The following is a 14841-nucleotide window of genomic DNA, read 5'->3' as shown; positions in this document are numbered from 1 at the left end:
TTCGGCCTCGCCGGACGCCTCCGTGCGCCGTCACGGTCACCGTGACGGGGCACGGAGGTCCGTACAACCGCGCGTGCGGGCGGCGGAGCCGTCAGCCGAAGAACACCCCGACCTCTTCGTACAGCTTCGGGTCCACGGTCTTCAGCTTGGCCGTGGCCTCCGCGATCGGGACCCGGACGATGTCGGTGCCGCGCAGGGCGACCATCTTGCCGAAGTCGCCGTCCCGGACGGCGTCGATGGCGTGCAGGCCGAAGCGGGTGGCCAGCCAGCGGTCGAAGGCGCTCGGGGTGCCGCCGCGCTGGATGTGCCCGAGGACGGTGGTGCGGGCCTCCTTGCCGGTGCGCTTCTCGATCTCCTTGGCGAGCCACTCGCCGACCCCGGAGAGCCGGACGTGCCCGAAGGAGTCCAGCGACTCGTCCTTGAGGACCACGTCGCCGTCCTTGGGCATGGCGCCCTCGGCGATGACCACGATCGGGGCGTACGACGCCTTGAAGCGGGAGGTGATCCAGGCGCAGACCTGGTCCACGTCGAAGCGCTGCTCGGGGATGAGGATGACGTTGGCGCCGCCGGCGAGGCCGGAGTGGATGGCGATCCAGCCGGCGTGCCGGCCCATCACCTCGCAGACCAGGACCCGCATATGGGACTCGGCGGTGGTGTGCAGCCGGTCGATGGCCTCCGTCGCGATGCCGACGGCGGTGTCGAAGCCGAAGGTGTAGTCGGTGGCGGACAGGTCGTTGTCGATGGTCTTCGGGACGCCGACGACGGGCACGCCGTACTCGTCGGTGAGGCGTGCGGCGACTCCGAGGGTGTCCTCGCCGCCGATCGCGATGAGCGCCTCGACCTCCAGTTTGGCGAGGTTGTCCTTGATCCGGCGGATGCCGTTCTCCTGCTTGAGCGGATTGGTGCGCGAGGAGCCGAGGATGGTGCCGCCGCGGGGCAGGATGCCGCGCACCGCGGGGATGTCGAGGCGGACGGTGTCGCCTTCGAGGGGTCCGCGCCAGCCGTCCCGGAAGCCGACGAAGTCGTAGCCGTACTCCTGCACGCCCTTGCGGACGATGCCCCGGATGACGGCGTTGAGCCCGGGGCAGTCGCCGCCTCCGGTCAGTACTCCGACCCGCATGGAAATGTCCCTTCGCCGCGGTTGCCTGGTGAGGCTCACGCTAGTGGTGATCCAGGTCACACAGGGATGGGCGGGACAGGCAATTCCGGTGAATTGGTGGGCGGTTGGTTTACTTGCCGTCAAGCGCGAAGATCACATCACCTGTGGATCATTCATCGTCGAGGCCGCGCTCTATGGCATAACGGACCAGTTCCACCCTGTTGTGCAGCTGGAGTTTGCCGAGGGTGTTCTGGACGTGGTTCTGGACCGTGCGGTGGGAGATGACCAGGCGTTCGGCGATCTGCTTGTAGCTCAGCCCCTTGGCCACCAGGCGCAGCACCTCGGTCTCGCGGTCGGTGAGCCGGGGCGCGTCCGGCCCCTCGGCGTCCGCGGCCGGGGCCGGTTCGGAGGCCAGCCGGCGGTACTCGCCGAGGACCAGTCCGGCGAGGCCGGGCGTGAACACCGGGTCGCCTACGGCGGTACGGCGGACCGCGTCCAGCAACTCCTCCGTCGAGGCCGACTTCAGCAGATAGCCGGTGGCGCCGGACTTCACCGCCTCCAGTACGTCGGCGTGCTCCCCGCTCGCGGAGAGGACCAGGACCCGCAACGCCGGGTTGTGGCCGACGAGTTCCTTGCAGACCTGGACGCCGGGCTTGGCGGGCAGGTTGAGGTCCAGGACGAGGACGTCGGGCGCGGCGGCCTTGGCGCGGCGCACCGCCTGGTCGCCGTCCCCCGCGGTGGCGACCACCTCGAAACCGGACTCGGCCAGGTCCCGGGCGACCGCGTCGCGCCACATGGGGTGGTCGTCGACCACCATGACCTTGATGCTCATCGCCGCTCCGCCTTCCCCGGGGAGACCTTCGGTACCGTCAACTCCACTTCCGTGCCCTGCCCGGGGACCGAGACCAGCTCGGCGCTGCCGCCGAGGTCGCGCAGCCGCCCCCGGATCGACTGGGCCACCCCGAGCCGCCCCTCCCCCTCGGCCTGGGCGAGCCGCCCCTCCGGGATGCCGGGGCCGTCGTCCCGTACGGTCACCACGATCTCGCCGGGCTCGTCCTCGACCAGGATCCAGGCGCGCGCCTCGTCCCCCGCGTGCCTGCGCACATTGTCCAGGGCGGCGCCGACGGCGGCGGCCAGCTCACGCGCGGCACCCGGCGGCAGCTCCACCGGGGCGCCCGGCTCGGCCAGACTGACCCGGGACCCGGCGTAGGGCGCGAGCAGGGCGCGCAGATCGACGGGGCCGGAGTCGTCCGGCTCGTCCTCGACCAGGCGTACGAGCGCCCCCTGGGCCGCGTCCTCCGAGGCCCGCGAGGGCGGCACCAGGCCCCCGGAGACCAGGGTGCGCAGGGCCACCTCCTGGTCCCCCGCCATCCGCCCCAGCTCGGCCGCCTCGCCACCGAGGAGCACACTGCGCCGCTGCACCATGGCCAGCACCTGGAGCACGCCGTCGTGGATGTCCCGGGCGAGCCGCTCCCGTTCCCGGGTCGCCGCCTCGATCTCCAGGGCGCGGGCGAGGGTGCGCTCGGAGGCCCGGGCGACCTCGACGACATACCCGATGGCGATGGAGGCGACCCAGACCAGGATCACGTTGTGCACGGTGTCGCGGGCCGGGTGGCCGCGCTCGACCAGGTTGGCGACGGCGACCGGCGTGGAGGCGAACGCGGCCCAGCGCCAGCCGCCCTTGATGGCGTAGGCGAGGACCGAACCGGCGGTCCATATCGACGGCAGGGTCGGTCCGCCGCGGTCGATGTGGCCCTGGGTGACCACCCAGGGCGTCAGGACGATGCCGGTGATCGCGATCGCGAGGTCGACGGTGAGGAAGCGCTTGGTGCAGGCAGCCGCGCTCTGCACCCGGGGCAGGGTCGCCAGCGTCCAGACCGTCAGGACGGCGAAGTAGGCGATGGCGACGCCGGGGCGGTCGTAGTCGTCGTAGGCGGAGGCGAACAGGCCGATCGCGTACAGCAGGGTCAGTACGCGGTAGCCGGTGAGCGCACGCCACAGGGGCTGCTCGACCGACATGCGGATGACGCGTTCCCGCTTGGCCATGACCCCTGTCCCCCCTGTCCCCCCTGCCGCGGGCCTACGACCCGGCGGCCTTCTTCTCGGCCTTCTCGACCTTGGCGGCCTCCGCGATCTGCCGCTTGGCCGCGGTCGCGTAGATGTCGACGTACTCCTGGCCGGAGAGCTTCATGATCTCGTACATGACCTCGTCGGTCACCGCGCGCAGCACGAACCGGTCGTGCTCCATGCCCTGGTAGCGGCTGAAGTCCAGGGCCTTGCCGATCCGGATGCCCGGCCGCATCAGCTTGGGCATCACCTGCCCCGGCGGCTGGATCTTCTCCGTGTCGATCATGGCCACCGGGATCACCGGGGCGCCGGTCGCGAGCGCCACGCGCGCGAGGCCGCCGGGCTTGCCCCGGTAGAGACGGCCGTCGGGCGAGCGGGTGCCCTCCGGATAGATGCCGAACAGCTCACCGCGCTCCAGTACGTCTATGCCGCTCTTGACCGCCGCCTCACCGGCGCCGCGCGCACCGGAGCGGTCCACCGGGAGCTGGCCGACGCCCTTGAAGAAGGCGGCCGTCAGCCGGCCCTTCACACCGGGCGTGGTGAAGTACTCGGCCTTCGCGATGAAGGTGACCTTGCGGTCCAGCACCGCGGGCAGGAAGAACGAGTCCGAGAAGGACAGGTGGTTACTCGCCAGGATCGCCGGACCCTCGGCCGGGACGTTCTCCAGGCCCTCCACCCAGGGCCTGAAGGTGACCTTGAGCGGTCCCCCGATAGCGACCTTCATCGCGCCGTACAACAACCGAGTGCCTCCTGTTTCCGTCGATCAGACCTTAACCCGGACCGCCGGGAATGAGCCCGACGACCCTGGTCGGTGTCAGTGCCGTCGCGTACGGTGAAGCACAACTGGAGTCGTCGTTCGTGCCCCTTCCAGTTCCCGCCCTCTCATGAATTGGAGACCGAAGGTGCCGGTTCTCCCCGGAGCCGAGCCGTACCGCCATGACGGCGGGGAGGTCGGTGTCCTCCTCTGTCACGGCTTCACCGGTTCACCTCAGTCGCTGCGCCCCTGGGCGGAGCACCTTGCGGCACACGGCCTGTCCGTGTCCCTGCCCCTGCTGCCCGGGCATGGCACCCGCTGGGAGGACATGGCGGTCACCGGCTGGCAGGACTGGTACGCGGAGGTGGACCGCGAGCTGCGGCTGCTGCGGGAGCGCTGCTCCCGGGTGTTCGTGGCGGGCCTGTCCATGGGCGGCACGCTGGCGCTACGGCTGGCCGCGAAGAACGGTGCGGGTGTGGACGGTGTGGTGGTCGTCAACCCGGCGAACAAGGTGCACGGCCTGTCGGCGTACGCCCTTCCGGTGGCCCGGCATCTGGTGCGCACGGCCCCCGGTATCGCCAGCGACATCGCCAAGCCGGGCGCCGCGGAGGTGGGGTACGACCGGGTGCCGCTGCACTGCGCGCACTCCCTGCGGAACTTCTTCCGCAAGGTGGACGGCGAGCTTCCGCAGGTGACCCAGCCGCTGCTGCTCCTGCGCAGCACCCAGGACCATGTGGTTCCGGCGGTCGATTCCGCCCGGATCCTGAGCCGGGTGTCCTCCACGGACGTAACGGAGGTCGTGCTGGAACAGAGTTACCACGTGGCGACGTTGGACCATGACGCGGACCGGATCCTCGAGGAGAGCCTCGCCTTCATCGGCCGGCTCGCACCCAGTGTCGGCAAGGAAGGGACGGCCGCAGTTGGCTGAGCACGACTCCGACCGCGAGGACCGCGAGCCGGACGAGAAGGGAGTGCCCTTCGACGAGGCGGCCGCCTGGGCGGCGATCGTCGCGGGGTACGGCGAGGAGCCGGCGGACCCGCCGGGCTCGAAGCCGTACAAGCCGGTGGAGGATCTGGCGCTGCCGGCGACCGAAGAGGACGAGACCGACACCGACAAGGGGGCGGCCGAGGAGCAGCGGCCCGCGAAGCCGCTGGGCAGCTCCATCTCCTTCGCGCCCGGGGTGGGCGGCCCGCGTGACTACACGGCGCCGGAGCCGTCCGAGGACGACTTCGACGATGACGACGAGGGGCACTTCGTGCCGCCCGAGCCGCCGCCGCTGCCGACCGCCGACGCCACGGCCAAGTTCGCCTGGCTGGGCGTGGCGGGCGGACCGGTCCTGCTGCTGCTCGCGGTGCTGCTCGGCTGGGACATGACCTGGTGGCTGGCGACGCTGGGAATCGGCGGGTTCCTCGGCGGGTTCGTCACGCTGGTGACCCGTATGAAGACGGATGACGACGAGGACGGCGACCCCGGGCGGGGTGCCGTCGTCTGACCGATCAGCTCCCGCCCGAGAGCCCGTCCGGAGTCGCTCCGGACGGGCTCTCGCGTTTCCGGGCACGGCCCCTGTCCCGAAAGGGAACCCGATTCCGCCGAGCGGCGAAGGAGAGGTGAACCAACGAGCCCAAGCCTTCGAGGCGTTCGGACGAACGAGAGGAGCCCCGATGACCGTCGAACCGGGCGTCGGTACCCGCGCGGAGGATCGCGGGGAGAGTGACGCCTGCGTGATCGAGCGGTCCCGGGACGAGCCCGAAGCATTCGCCGCGCTCTACGACCTCCATGCCGACGCCGTGCACCGTTACGCGGCGAGACGGCTCGGTCCGGAGGCGGCGGAGGACCTGATGGCGGAGACCTTCGTCACCGCCTTCCAGAAACGCAAGCCCTACGACCTCACGCGTGCCGACGCCCGTCCGTGGCTGTTCGGCATCGCGACCAACCTCGTGGGCCGGCACCGCCGGGCCGAGGCACGCCGCTTCAAGGCGCTCGCCAAGGTCCCGACTCCGGTCGAGCACGAGGAACCGGTCGCGGACCGCGCGGTCGCCAGGGCCGGTGCCACGGGGGTGCGTCGGGACCTGGCGGCCGCGCTGGCCGGGCTGTCCGCCCGGCATCGCGATGTGGTGCTCCTGGTGGCCTGGGGCGACCTCGACTACGAGGAGGCGGCCCTGGCGCTGGGAGTGCCGGTCGGCACGGTCAGATCGCGGCTGCACCGGGCCCGCAGCAGATTGCGCGAAGCACTGGGCGGCACCGATCCGACGGCTTTCCGAGAGGCAGACGCCCATGCGTGACATCGACGAACTGCGCGAACTGAGGGACTTCGACACGGGGGCTCCCCGCTCGACGACGAGACCAGACGGCGGGTGCGGGCCCGCCTGCGCGCGGCCATCGACGGGCCGCCCGCGCCCGTACGGCACCGCGCCCCGTCCTGCGCATCGCCCTGACGGCCGGGCTGGCCGCCGCGGTCGCGGCCGGTGTGCTGGTCGCCGTACGGGACGACGACGGCACCCGCACGCACCCCACGGCGAAGCCGTCGGCCACCAGCGCGCCCGCCATGCGGAACGTGAGCGCGCAGACGGTGCTCAAGGGGGCCGCCGCGTACGCGCGCGAGCATGAGCGGACGGTCAGTCCGCGTGACGACCAGTTCATCTACACCAAGGAGATCATCAAGGAGACCGAGCAGAAGACGGGTGTCACGAAGAGCTACGTCGACGAGAACTGGCGCTCGGTGGACGGCTCCAAGCGGTCCTGGGTCATGGAGATCGGCAAGGGCTGGTGGTCGCCGCCGTTGAAGGCCGACGAGCGTATCTGGCCGCCACGGGACTGGGGCACGCTGCGGAAGCTGCCGACCGACCCGAAGCGGCTGATCCTGTCGATCGCGAACGACTTCGGCGGCAGGGGCACTTCCCTCGACGACCTGAGCGACGAGGACTGGTCCCAGGTCCACTTCAGTCTCGCCGGACTGCTGAAGCTGGTCCCGGTGATGCCGGACGGCCTGCGTCCGGCGGCGTACGAGGCGCTCGGCATGGTGCCGGGTGTGAAGGTGCTGCCGGGTCAGAAGGACGCCAAGGGGCGTACCGGCGTGGCCATCACGTACGACGACCCGACGCTCCCGAAGGGCGTCACGGACTTCACCGGCTATTTCATCTTCGACCCGGTGACCTACCGGTTCCTGGGCTTCCGTGACACCCGTACCTCGGGGGACGGCGCGGCCATGAAGAAGTACACCCAGCTCTCGTATCTCGACAGCTGGGCCATCGTGGACAGGGTGAAGCAGCGGCCGTAGAGCGCTAGGAGGCGGCGGGGACCCTGAGGGCGGCCAGGACCGGGAGATGGTCGGTGGCCGCCCTCAGGTCCGCGTCGGTGATGCCGGGGAGGTCTGCCGGTACGCCGCAGCCGAGCACCTCGATGCCCTTCGTCGCGAAGATCGCGTCGATGCGCTGGTGGGGAGCGGTGGACCAGGAGGTGAACTCGCCGCCCCAGGGCGCGGTGGTACGGCAGTCCTGGAGGGTGTCGGCCAGACGGCGGAAGGTGCGGCCGTCGGGGCGGTCGTTGAGGTCGCCGCCCGCGATGGCGTGCTCCACGCCCAGGCCGGCGAGCCGGTCGAGGAGCATGCCGCCCTGCTCGTAGCGCTCGTCCTGCTGCAGGCTGAGGTGGAAGCTGGTGACGCCGAGACGGGCGCCGCCGAAGCGGACGGTCGCTGTGGCGAAGCCGCGGCGGTGCAGGCCGGAGGTGAGCGGGAGCAGGACGTCCTCGGTGCGCTCGACGGTGGCGCGGAGGTCGCAGAGGATCGCCGGGCCCGCCGCGGTGGCGCCTCCGGTGAGGATCACCAGGTCCGCGGCCGAGGCCAGGCGGGCGAGCTTCTTGCGCCAGCGGAAGAAGCGGGGGGCTTCCTGGACGAGGACCAGGTCGGGGGCGCAGGCCTTGATGACCCGGGCGAGAGCGTCGGTGTCGTCCCGCATGGAGCGGATGTTGTAGCTGAGGACGCGGATGACGGCGGAACCGTCGGGCTCTGTGTGGGAGTTGGGGAGCGGCGCCATGTGGATCAACTGTACGCGGCAGCGGAAACGGCCGCGCCCCCAATGGCTCGGGGCGCGAGGTCCGTGCGCGACCGCCGGTGCGTGGTGGCTGGTCGCGCCCACGCGGCGGCGGCCGCACATCAAACACAGCCCCGCGCCCCTTGAAAGCAACTGGGACCAGTGGGCGGCGTCTACATGATCGGGTCGGGTTCCCGTGCCAGGTCGGCCGCGCCCACCAGGCCCGCCTCGTTGCCCAGCTGGGCGGCGATGACCTCGGCGACCGGGCGCCAGTTGCCGCCGACGAGCCAGCGCTTGTAGGACTTGCGGATCGGGTCCAGGACCAGTTCGCCCTCGTCGGAGAGGCCGCCGCCGACGATGAAGGCGGAGGGGTCGAAGAGGGAGGCCAGGTCGGCGAGGCCGGCGCCGGCCCAGCGGGCGAGCTCGCGGTAGGAGTCGACGGCGACCGGGTCGCCCTGACGGGCGGCCATGGAGATGTGCTTGCCCTCGATGCCGTCGGGGCTGCCGTCGCCGAGGCCGAGCAGGATCTCGGCGGCCTCGGGGGTGGCGTTGGCGCGCTGCTTGGCGTAGCGGACGAGGGCGCGGCCGGAGGCGTACTGCTCCCAGCAGCCCTGCGAGCCGCAGCCGCACAGCAGCCCGTCCGGGACCATCCGGATGTGACCGAACTCGGCGGCGACGCCGAAGTGCCCGCGGCGCAGCTTGTTGCCGATGATGATGCCGCCGCCGAGGCCGGTGCCGAGGGTGATGCAGATGACGTTGCGGTGGCCCTTGCCGGCGCCGAACTTGTACTCGCCCCAGGCGGCGGCGTTGGCGTCGTTCTCCACGACCACGGGGAGGCCGACGCGGGCCTCGACCTGCTCCTTCAACGGCTCCTGGCGCCAGTCGATGTTGGGCGCGAAGTAGACCGTGGAGCGCTGCCGGTTCACGTAACCGGCCGCGCCGATGCCCACGCCGACGATCTCGTGCCCGGCGCGGGCGCCCTCTACGGCGGAGGCAATGGCGTCCACGATGCCCTCGGGCGTGCCCGGGGTCGGCACCTTGTGGGTCGAGAGGATGTTGCCTTCCTCATCGACCACGCCGGCCGCGATCTTCGTGCCGCCGATGTCGACGCCGATGGTGAGTCCCATGAATCCCTCAGTTCCGGTCGAACCCCGCTACGGCCAACCGTACCCGAGGCCCTGCCGTCGGGTTCCCGTCGTCCGCCCGGAGGGCTGGCCGGACGGCGTGTGGTGCGTGCAGCCGCGAGGCGGAGGAGGGAGTCGACGCGGAGCGACGGGGGTCCCCCGCGCGAGCGAAGCCGAGCGTGGGGGAGACCGACGACAACGCCGCTGTGGGCACCCCTCTGGGGGAGTGCCTGCCACACGCCGCCCGGCTTGGGGACACCTCCCACGCCCTTCAGCCAGTGGGGGCCAGTGGGGGGAGGGAACCCGACGGCAGGGTCTTCAAGGGGCTGTCAGTCGAGGTCGATGCGTTCGCCGGGGCCGGGGTCCTCGCCCTTGTCGTGGTCGCCGGAGGTCCAGCGGGTCTCCTGGTGCTGGACCGCGGAGCGGTAGGCCGCGAGGAGTTCGCTGCCGGCGGCGGCCAGGTGGTCGAAGACGTCCGGGTTGCGCTCTATGACGGGGTCGACGGCGTTCTTCGCCTGCTGTACGACCTGCCGGACCACCTGCTGGGCGGCGGGGCCCGCGACCGCCCCGAGGAGGGGGGTCTGGAGGCCGGAGAGCTTGTCGGCGACGGCGTCGACGAGCTTGCGCAGTTCCTCGGCGGCCGACCCGGGGGTCGGCCCGTACTCGGAGCGGCGGCGGGCCTTCTCCCGCGCCAGGTCCTCGGCACAGGCCGTGGCCCAGGCGTCGTCGTCGGTCGCCCGTACCTGGTCCGCTTCCTCGGAGGCGTCGGCTGTGGGGCGCTCTTCGCTCATGACGGACTCCTGACTACGGTTCGTCTCTACGACGTTACCCGAACGGGCGTACCGGTTTCACCGTCAGCGCGGCCACAGATCGGGGTCGGGCGCGAAGCGGAGCCGCAGCTCGCCGTCGCTCAGGGCGGCCCCGGCGACGGTGCAGCGGCGCAGGGCCGACGGCAGGGCGACGATGCGGCGGAAGCCGCCCACGGTGATCACGACCTCGTCGCCGCGCCGGACGAGGTCGAGGCCGTCCCGTATCGCGCCGGGCAGCGGGATGTGCCAGACCAGGACGCCGTCCGCCTCGATACGGTCGGCGACGGGCCACTCGACCGGGGCGGGCACGGTGTTGACGCCGGACACGGCGAGCGCGGCGAGGTCGTCGGTGCCGCGCGGGTCGTGGCCGAGGTGGGGAACAGGGGTGACGTCGAACGCCTCTCCCCACTCCGCGAGGGTCTTGCGCTGCTGGGCGACGAGGTTGTGCAGGGGTATGGCCTCGGGCAGCACCCGGTTGGCGACCAGGGTGTCGGCGCGCAGGCCGCGCAGGGCGAGGCCGAGGCGGGCGGTGCGGACGGCGTCGGCACCGGCCGGGCCGGGTTCGGCGACCAGGCGTACGGCGGTGCGGCGGTCGGCGAGCACGGCCTCCACGGCGGCCAGCTCGACGTCCCAGCGGGCTGCCGTCTCGTACAGCCAGTCGGCGGGCATGGGGACGCCGGCGAGGCGGCCGAGGACGGGGCGCAGGGCGCGGGCCGCCTGCCGCTCGGGCGGGAGCAGCCGGCGCAGATAGCGGCGCAGCTCCTCGGGGAGGGCGAGCAGGGCGAGGGCCGGGGAGACCGGCGGGAGGTCCACGACGAGCAGCTCGTAGCGCTCGGAGAGGGCGGCGTCGCGCAGGGCGCGGAGGAAGGAGAGTTCCTCGGCGCCGGGGAGCGGGGTGAGCTCCTCGGCGTCAAGACGGGAGGCGCCGAGGAGGTCGAGGACGTTCGCGGCGCGGGTCTGGAAGGCGGTGAGGTCCTCACGGAAGCGGGCGGCCGCGTCGGGGCGCCAGGCGGTGAGGGTGTCCGTGACGGGGGTCGGCTCCGGTCCTGTCGCCGTGCCCAGGGCGGCACCGAGGGTGTCCGTGCGGTCGGCGCTGAGTACGAGGGTGGGGGTGCCCTCGCCTGCGGCGCGCAGGGCGGTGGCCGCGGCGACGGTCGTACGGCCGCTGCCGCCTGGGCCGGTGATCAGGATGGTGCGCATGAGGGTGAACCGTAACTGACGCGCCCTCTCTCGGAAGGCACCGGAGTTGCAGCTGGCGCGGGGGTGGGTTCGCTTACCGGCGCTTGCAGGGTGCCGTCGCGCCCACCCGTGCCGCCCTGGGGGTCCCCCCTCTGGGGGAGGCACGCATGCCCGCGACTGAAGAGAGACGGCTGGTGCAGCGCCCCGTCAGGGGCGCTGGGGGTACCCCCGGCCGAAGGCTGGGCGAGGAACTGCGCGACCAGCCCCCACCCACCCGCAGCCGAACGACTACTCGCCCGACTCCACCCGCTTCTTCAGACCCGCCAGTGCCCGGTCGATGATGACCTTCTCGGCCTTGCGCTTGATCATCCCCAGCATCGGGATCTTCACGTCCACCGTCAGCGAGTACGTGACCTCGGTCGCCCCCGCCCCCGCCGGCTTCAGCAGGTACGACCCGTCCAGCGACCGCAGCATCTGCGACTTCACCAGCGTCCAGGAGACCTCGTTGTCACCGGTCCACGTGTAGCCCAGCGTCTGGTCGTCCTTGATCGCACCGGCGTCCATGACCAGACGGACCTGTTCGGCCCGGCCCTTGGCGTCGGTCTTCAGCACCTCCGCCTCCTTCACCTCACCGGTCCAGTCCGGGTACCGGGCGAAGTCGGCGATCACCGCCATGACGTCGGCCGGGGCCGCCTCGATCGTGATGCTCGAGCTGGTGTGTTCCGCCATCGCCGTGGCTCCTCCAGATGCGGGCCGGTAAGAACAGACGCTCACCGTGCGCGGGCGTGCGCACGCGTGTGCAGCGTGAAGGCTACCGCGCGTCCGACCAGCCGACTTCACCCCCTCGTCCGGGGCTGTCACCATTCCAGTACCCAGGGCCGCCCGGTACCGGCGAAGTGCCCGACGTTCACGCACTCGGTGGCCCCGATCCGCATCCGCTTCACCAGCGGCTGGTGGACATGTCCGAAGAGCGAATAACGCGGCCTGGTACGCCGGATGGCGTCCAGCAGCGCCCGGCTGCCCCGCTCGAAACGGCGCGCCACCGTGTCGTACACCAACTCCGGCACCTCCGGCGGGATGTGCGTGCACAGCACGTCGACCTCGCCGAGCGCCTCGATCTTCGCCGCGTACTCCTCGTCGGAGATCTCGTACGGGGTCCGCATCGGCGTCCGCAGCCCGCCGCCGACGAACCCGAACACCCGTCCCCCGATCTCCACCCGCTCGCCGTCCAGGACCCGCGTGCCGGGTCCCGCGTACTCCGGCCACAGCGGCGGCATGTCGACATTGCCGTAGGTGGCGTACGTCGGCGTCGGGAACGCCGCGAACATCTCGGCGTACTGCTTGCGCACCGCCTTCTCTATCGCGGTCGCCCGGTCGACCCCGATCCCGCCCCACAGCCGGGCGCCCAGCTCCCGCGCCTCCGCGAAACGGCGGGCGGTGCGGAGTTCGACGAGCCGGTCGGCGTTCTCGACGCCGAACAGGTCGGGGAAGATGCCGCGGGAGTGGTCGGCGTAGTCGAGGAAGAGGACGAGGTCGCCGAGACAGATCAGGGCGTCGGCGCCGTCGCCGGCTCTGGCCAGGTCACGGGTGTTGCCGTGCACGTCGCTGACCACGTGGACGCGGGTCCTTCGGGGGCCGGTGGGTGTGGCTGCCATGGTGATCAAGCGTAGGTCGAGCAATGCACTTGTGAACAGGCGATGGGCGGACCTGCGGTTACTGGTCAGTCACTAAAGCGGTGGACTACCGTACGCGAAGGAACACCAACCTGTGTGACGCACCGAACATCTCGCCGGGACCCCCTGTCGAAGAAGCCATACCGGCGGGTAACGTCCGGGCAGTCCAGTCGTGCTCAGGATTTCAACCAACGGATCATGTGGCCCGCGGGTGAGCCCTGAGCACCTGCCCGAGCCTTGGACCGCACCGTCGCATCGCACAACGTCGTGGCGTCGGCGCCCTATGAGGAGCAGCAGTCTTGCGCGAGTTCAGCCTTCCGGCTTTGTACGAGGTCCCCGCGGACGGCAATCTGACCGACATCGTCCGCAGAAACGCCGCGCAGCATCCCGACGTAGCCGTCATGGCCCGCAAGGTCGGGGGTGTGTGGCAGGACGTGACCGCCACCACCTTCCTGGCCGAGGTGCACGCGGCCGCCAAGGGCCTCATCGCCTCCGGCATCCAGCCGGGCGACCGGGTCGGCCTGATGTCCCGCACCCGCTACGAGTGGACGCTCCTCGACTTCGCGATCTGGAGCGCGGGCGCGGTCACCGTACCGGTGTACGAGACCAGCTCGCCGGAGCAGGTGCAGTGGATCCTCGGCGACTCCGGCGCGACCGCCTGCATCGTCGAACTCGACAACCACACGGCCACCGTCGAGTCCTTGCGCGAGACGCTGCCCGCCCTCAAGCACGTCTGGCAGATCGAGGCCGGCGGCCTGGAGGAGCTGGGCCGGCTCGGCCAGGGCGTCACCGACGCCACGGTGGACGAGCGCAGCTCGCAGGCGAGAGCCGACGATCCGGCGACCATCGTCTACACCTCGGGTACGACGGGCCGCCCCAAGGGCTGTGTCCTCACCCACCGCAGCTTCTTCGCCGAGTGCGGCAACATCGTCGAGCGCCTGCGCCCGTTGTTCCGCACCGGTGAGTGTTCGGTCCTGCTCTTCCTCCCGCTCGCGCATGTCTTCGGCCGGCTGGTCCAGATCGCCCCGATGATGGCGCCGATCAAGCTGGGCTGCGTCCCGGACATCAAGAACCTCACCGACGAGCTGGCCGCCTTCCGGCCGACGCTGATCCTCGGCGTCCCGCGCGTGTTCGAGAAGGTCTACAACTCGGCGCGCGCCAAGGCACAGGCGGACGGCAAGGGCAAGATCTTCGACAAGGCCGCGGACACCGCGATCACGTACAGCAAGGCGCTGGACACCCCGGCGGGCCCGTCCCTCGGCCTGAAGATCAAGTACCGGACCTTCGACAAGCTCGTCTACAGCAAGCTGCGCGCGGTGCTCGGCGGCAAGGGCGAATATGCGATTTCCGGCGGCGCCCCCCTTGGCGAGCGCCTCGGCCACTTCTTCCGCGGCATCGGCTTCACGGTCCTGGAGGGCTACGGCCTGACCGAGTCCTGTGCGGCGACCGCGTTCAACCCCTGGGACCGGCAGAAGATCGGCACGGTCGGGCAGCCGCTGCCGGGCTCGGTCATCCGGATCGCGGACGACGGCGAGGTGCTGCTGCACGGCGAGCACCTGTTCAAGGGCTACTGGAACAACGAGGCCGCGACCGCCGAGGCGCTGGCCGACGGCTGGTTCCACACGGGTGACATCGGCACCCTCGACGAGGACGGCTACCTCAGGATCACCGGCCGCAAGAAGGAGATCATCGTCACCGCGGGCGGCAAGAACGTCGCCCCGGCCGTGATCGAGGACCGGATCCGCGCGCACGCGCTGGTCGCGGAGTGCATGGTGGTGGGCGACGGGCGGCCGTTCGTGGGCGCGCTGGTCACCATCGACGAGGAGTTCCTGGGCCGTTGGGCGGCCGACCACGGAAAGCCGGCGGGTGCCACCGCGGCGTCGCTGCGTGACGACCCGGATCTGATCGCGGCGATCCAGGACGCTGTCGACGACGGCAACGCCGCGGTGTCGAAGGCGGAATCGGTGCGGAAGTTCCGCATTCTGTCCTCCCAGTTCTCGGAGGATTCGGGCCACCTGACGCCGTCCCTGAAGCTCAAGCGCAACGTGGTGGCGAAGGACTACGCGGACGAGATCGAGGCCATCTACGCGAAGTAGTACGGCCCTTG

The 14841-nt window shown here is 71.2% G+C and carries 14 protein-coding genes and 1 pseudogene; 5 read left to right on the top strand and 10 right to left on the bottom strand.

The genetic code is table 11. The features are described from left to right. Nucleotides 1-91: 91 nt before the first annotated feature. From ACIRR9_RS09305 to ACIRR9_RS09290, 4 genes are all read right to left on the bottom strand, one after another. Complete coding sequence (locus tag ACIRR9_RS09305) at nucleotides 92-1120, bottom strand: 6-phosphofructokinase (protein ID WP_365336042.1); 1029 nt, start codon at nucleotides 1118-1120, stop codon at nucleotides 92-94. 148 nt (nucleotides 1121-1268) lie between these two features. Continuing rightward, complete coding sequence (locus ACIRR9_RS09300; protein WP_123977849.1) at nucleotides 1269-1931, bottom strand: response regulator transcription factor; 663 nt, start codon at nucleotides 1929-1931, stop codon at nucleotides 1269-1271. Further along, complete coding sequence (gene macS / locus ACIRR9_RS09295) at nucleotides 1928-3145, bottom strand: MacS family sensor histidine kinase (RefSeq protein WP_403749262.1); 1218 nt, start codon at nucleotides 3143-3145, stop codon at nucleotides 1928-1930. Before macS ends, ACIRR9_RS09300 begins: the two co-directional genes overlap by 4 nt. Nucleotides 3146-3179: 34 nt before the next feature. Then, nucleotides 3180-3890 (bottom strand): lysophospholipid acyltransferase family protein, encoded by a 711-nt coding sequence (locus ACIRR9_RS09290; RefSeq protein WP_365336044.1) that lies wholly within the window; start codon nucleotides 3888-3890, stop codon nucleotides 3180-3182. Between the two features lie 178 nt (nucleotides 3891-4068). Between ACIRR9_RS09290 and ACIRR9_RS09285 the strand changes: the two genes are divergently transcribed. From ACIRR9_RS09285 to ACIRR9_RS09270, 4 genes and pseudogenes are all read left to right on the top strand, one after another. Then, nucleotides 4069-4848 carry an alpha/beta fold hydrolase gene (locus ACIRR9_RS09285; RefSeq protein WP_365336045.1) on the top strand — a complete coding sequence of 260 codons (780 nt, stop codon included), beginning with the start codon at nucleotides 4069-4071 and terminating at the stop codon, nucleotides 4846-4848. Continuing rightward, entirely contained in the window at nucleotides 4841-5413 is a 573-nt protein-coding gene (locus tag ACIRR9_RS09280) for a hypothetical protein (RefSeq protein ID WP_403749260.1), read from the top strand. The genes ACIRR9_RS09285 and ACIRR9_RS09280 overlap by 8 nt, the downstream gene beginning before the upstream one ends. Nucleotides 5414-5582: 169 nt before the next feature. After that, a complete protein-coding gene (locus tag ACIRR9_RS09275; protein WP_403749258.1) occupies nucleotides 5583-6203 on the top strand; it encodes an RNA polymerase sigma factor in 621 nt (206 codons plus the stop codon). Nucleotides 6204-6310: 107 nt separating this feature from the next. Beyond that, a pseudogene (locus ACIRR9_RS09270) lies at nucleotides 6311-7198 on the top strand (CU044_5270 family protein); the annotation flags it as partial. A gap of 4 nt (nucleotides 7199-7202) precedes the next feature. Here the strand turns inward: ACIRR9_RS09270 and ACIRR9_RS09265 are convergent. The 6 genes from ACIRR9_RS09265 to ACIRR9_RS09240 form a co-directional block, all read right to left on the bottom strand. Then, complete coding sequence (locus tag ACIRR9_RS09265; protein WP_403749256.1) at nucleotides 7203-7952, bottom strand: endonuclease/exonuclease/phosphatase family protein; 750 nt, start codon at nucleotides 7950-7952, stop codon at nucleotides 7203-7205. A 170-nt stretch (nucleotides 7953-8122) separates the two neighbouring features. Then, a complete protein-coding gene (locus ACIRR9_RS09260) occupies nucleotides 8123-9076 on the bottom strand; it encodes an ROK family glucokinase (protein ID WP_365336050.1) in 954 nt (317 codons plus the stop codon). A gap of 326 nt (nucleotides 9077-9402) precedes the next feature. Further along, the gene (locus ACIRR9_RS09255) at nucleotides 9403-9864 is read right to left on the bottom strand and encodes a DUF5304 domain-containing protein (protein WP_384560377.1); all 462 of its coding nucleotides are present in this window, start codon (nucleotides 9862-9864) and stop codon (nucleotides 9403-9405) included. Nucleotides 9865-9927: 63 nt separating this feature from the next. Continuing rightward, on the bottom strand, nucleotides 9928-11082 hold the full coding sequence (locus tag ACIRR9_RS09250; protein WP_403749253.1) for an ArsA family ATPase: 1155 nt from the start codon (nucleotides 11080-11082) through the stop codon (nucleotides 9928-9930). Nucleotides 11083-11349: 267 nt separating this feature from the next. After that, entirely contained in the window at nucleotides 11350-11790 is a 441-nt protein-coding gene (locus ACIRR9_RS09245) for an SRPBCC family protein (RefSeq protein WP_123977838.1), read from the bottom strand. 128 nt (nucleotides 11791-11918) lie between these two features. Further along, complete coding sequence (locus tag ACIRR9_RS09240; protein WP_403749251.1) at nucleotides 11919-12716, bottom strand: metallophosphoesterase; 798 nt, start codon at nucleotides 12714-12716, stop codon at nucleotides 11919-11921. A 317-nt stretch (nucleotides 12717-13033) separates the two neighbouring features. Here ACIRR9_RS09240 and ACIRR9_RS09235 point away from each other — a divergent pair, with 317 nt between their 5' ends. Next, complete coding sequence (locus tag ACIRR9_RS09235) at nucleotides 13034-14830, top strand: AMP-dependent synthetase/ligase (protein ID WP_403749248.1); 1797 nt, start codon at nucleotides 13034-13036, stop codon at nucleotides 14828-14830. Nucleotides 14831-14841: the final 11 nt, after the last annotated feature.

Source organism: Streptomyces sp. NPDC101234, from assembly GCF_044767525.1.
Taxonomy (GTDB): domain Bacteria; phylum Actinomycetota; class Actinomycetes; order Streptomycetales; family Streptomycetaceae; genus Streptomyces; species Streptomyces sasae.
This window is presented reverse-complemented; position numbering and strand designations above follow the sequence as displayed.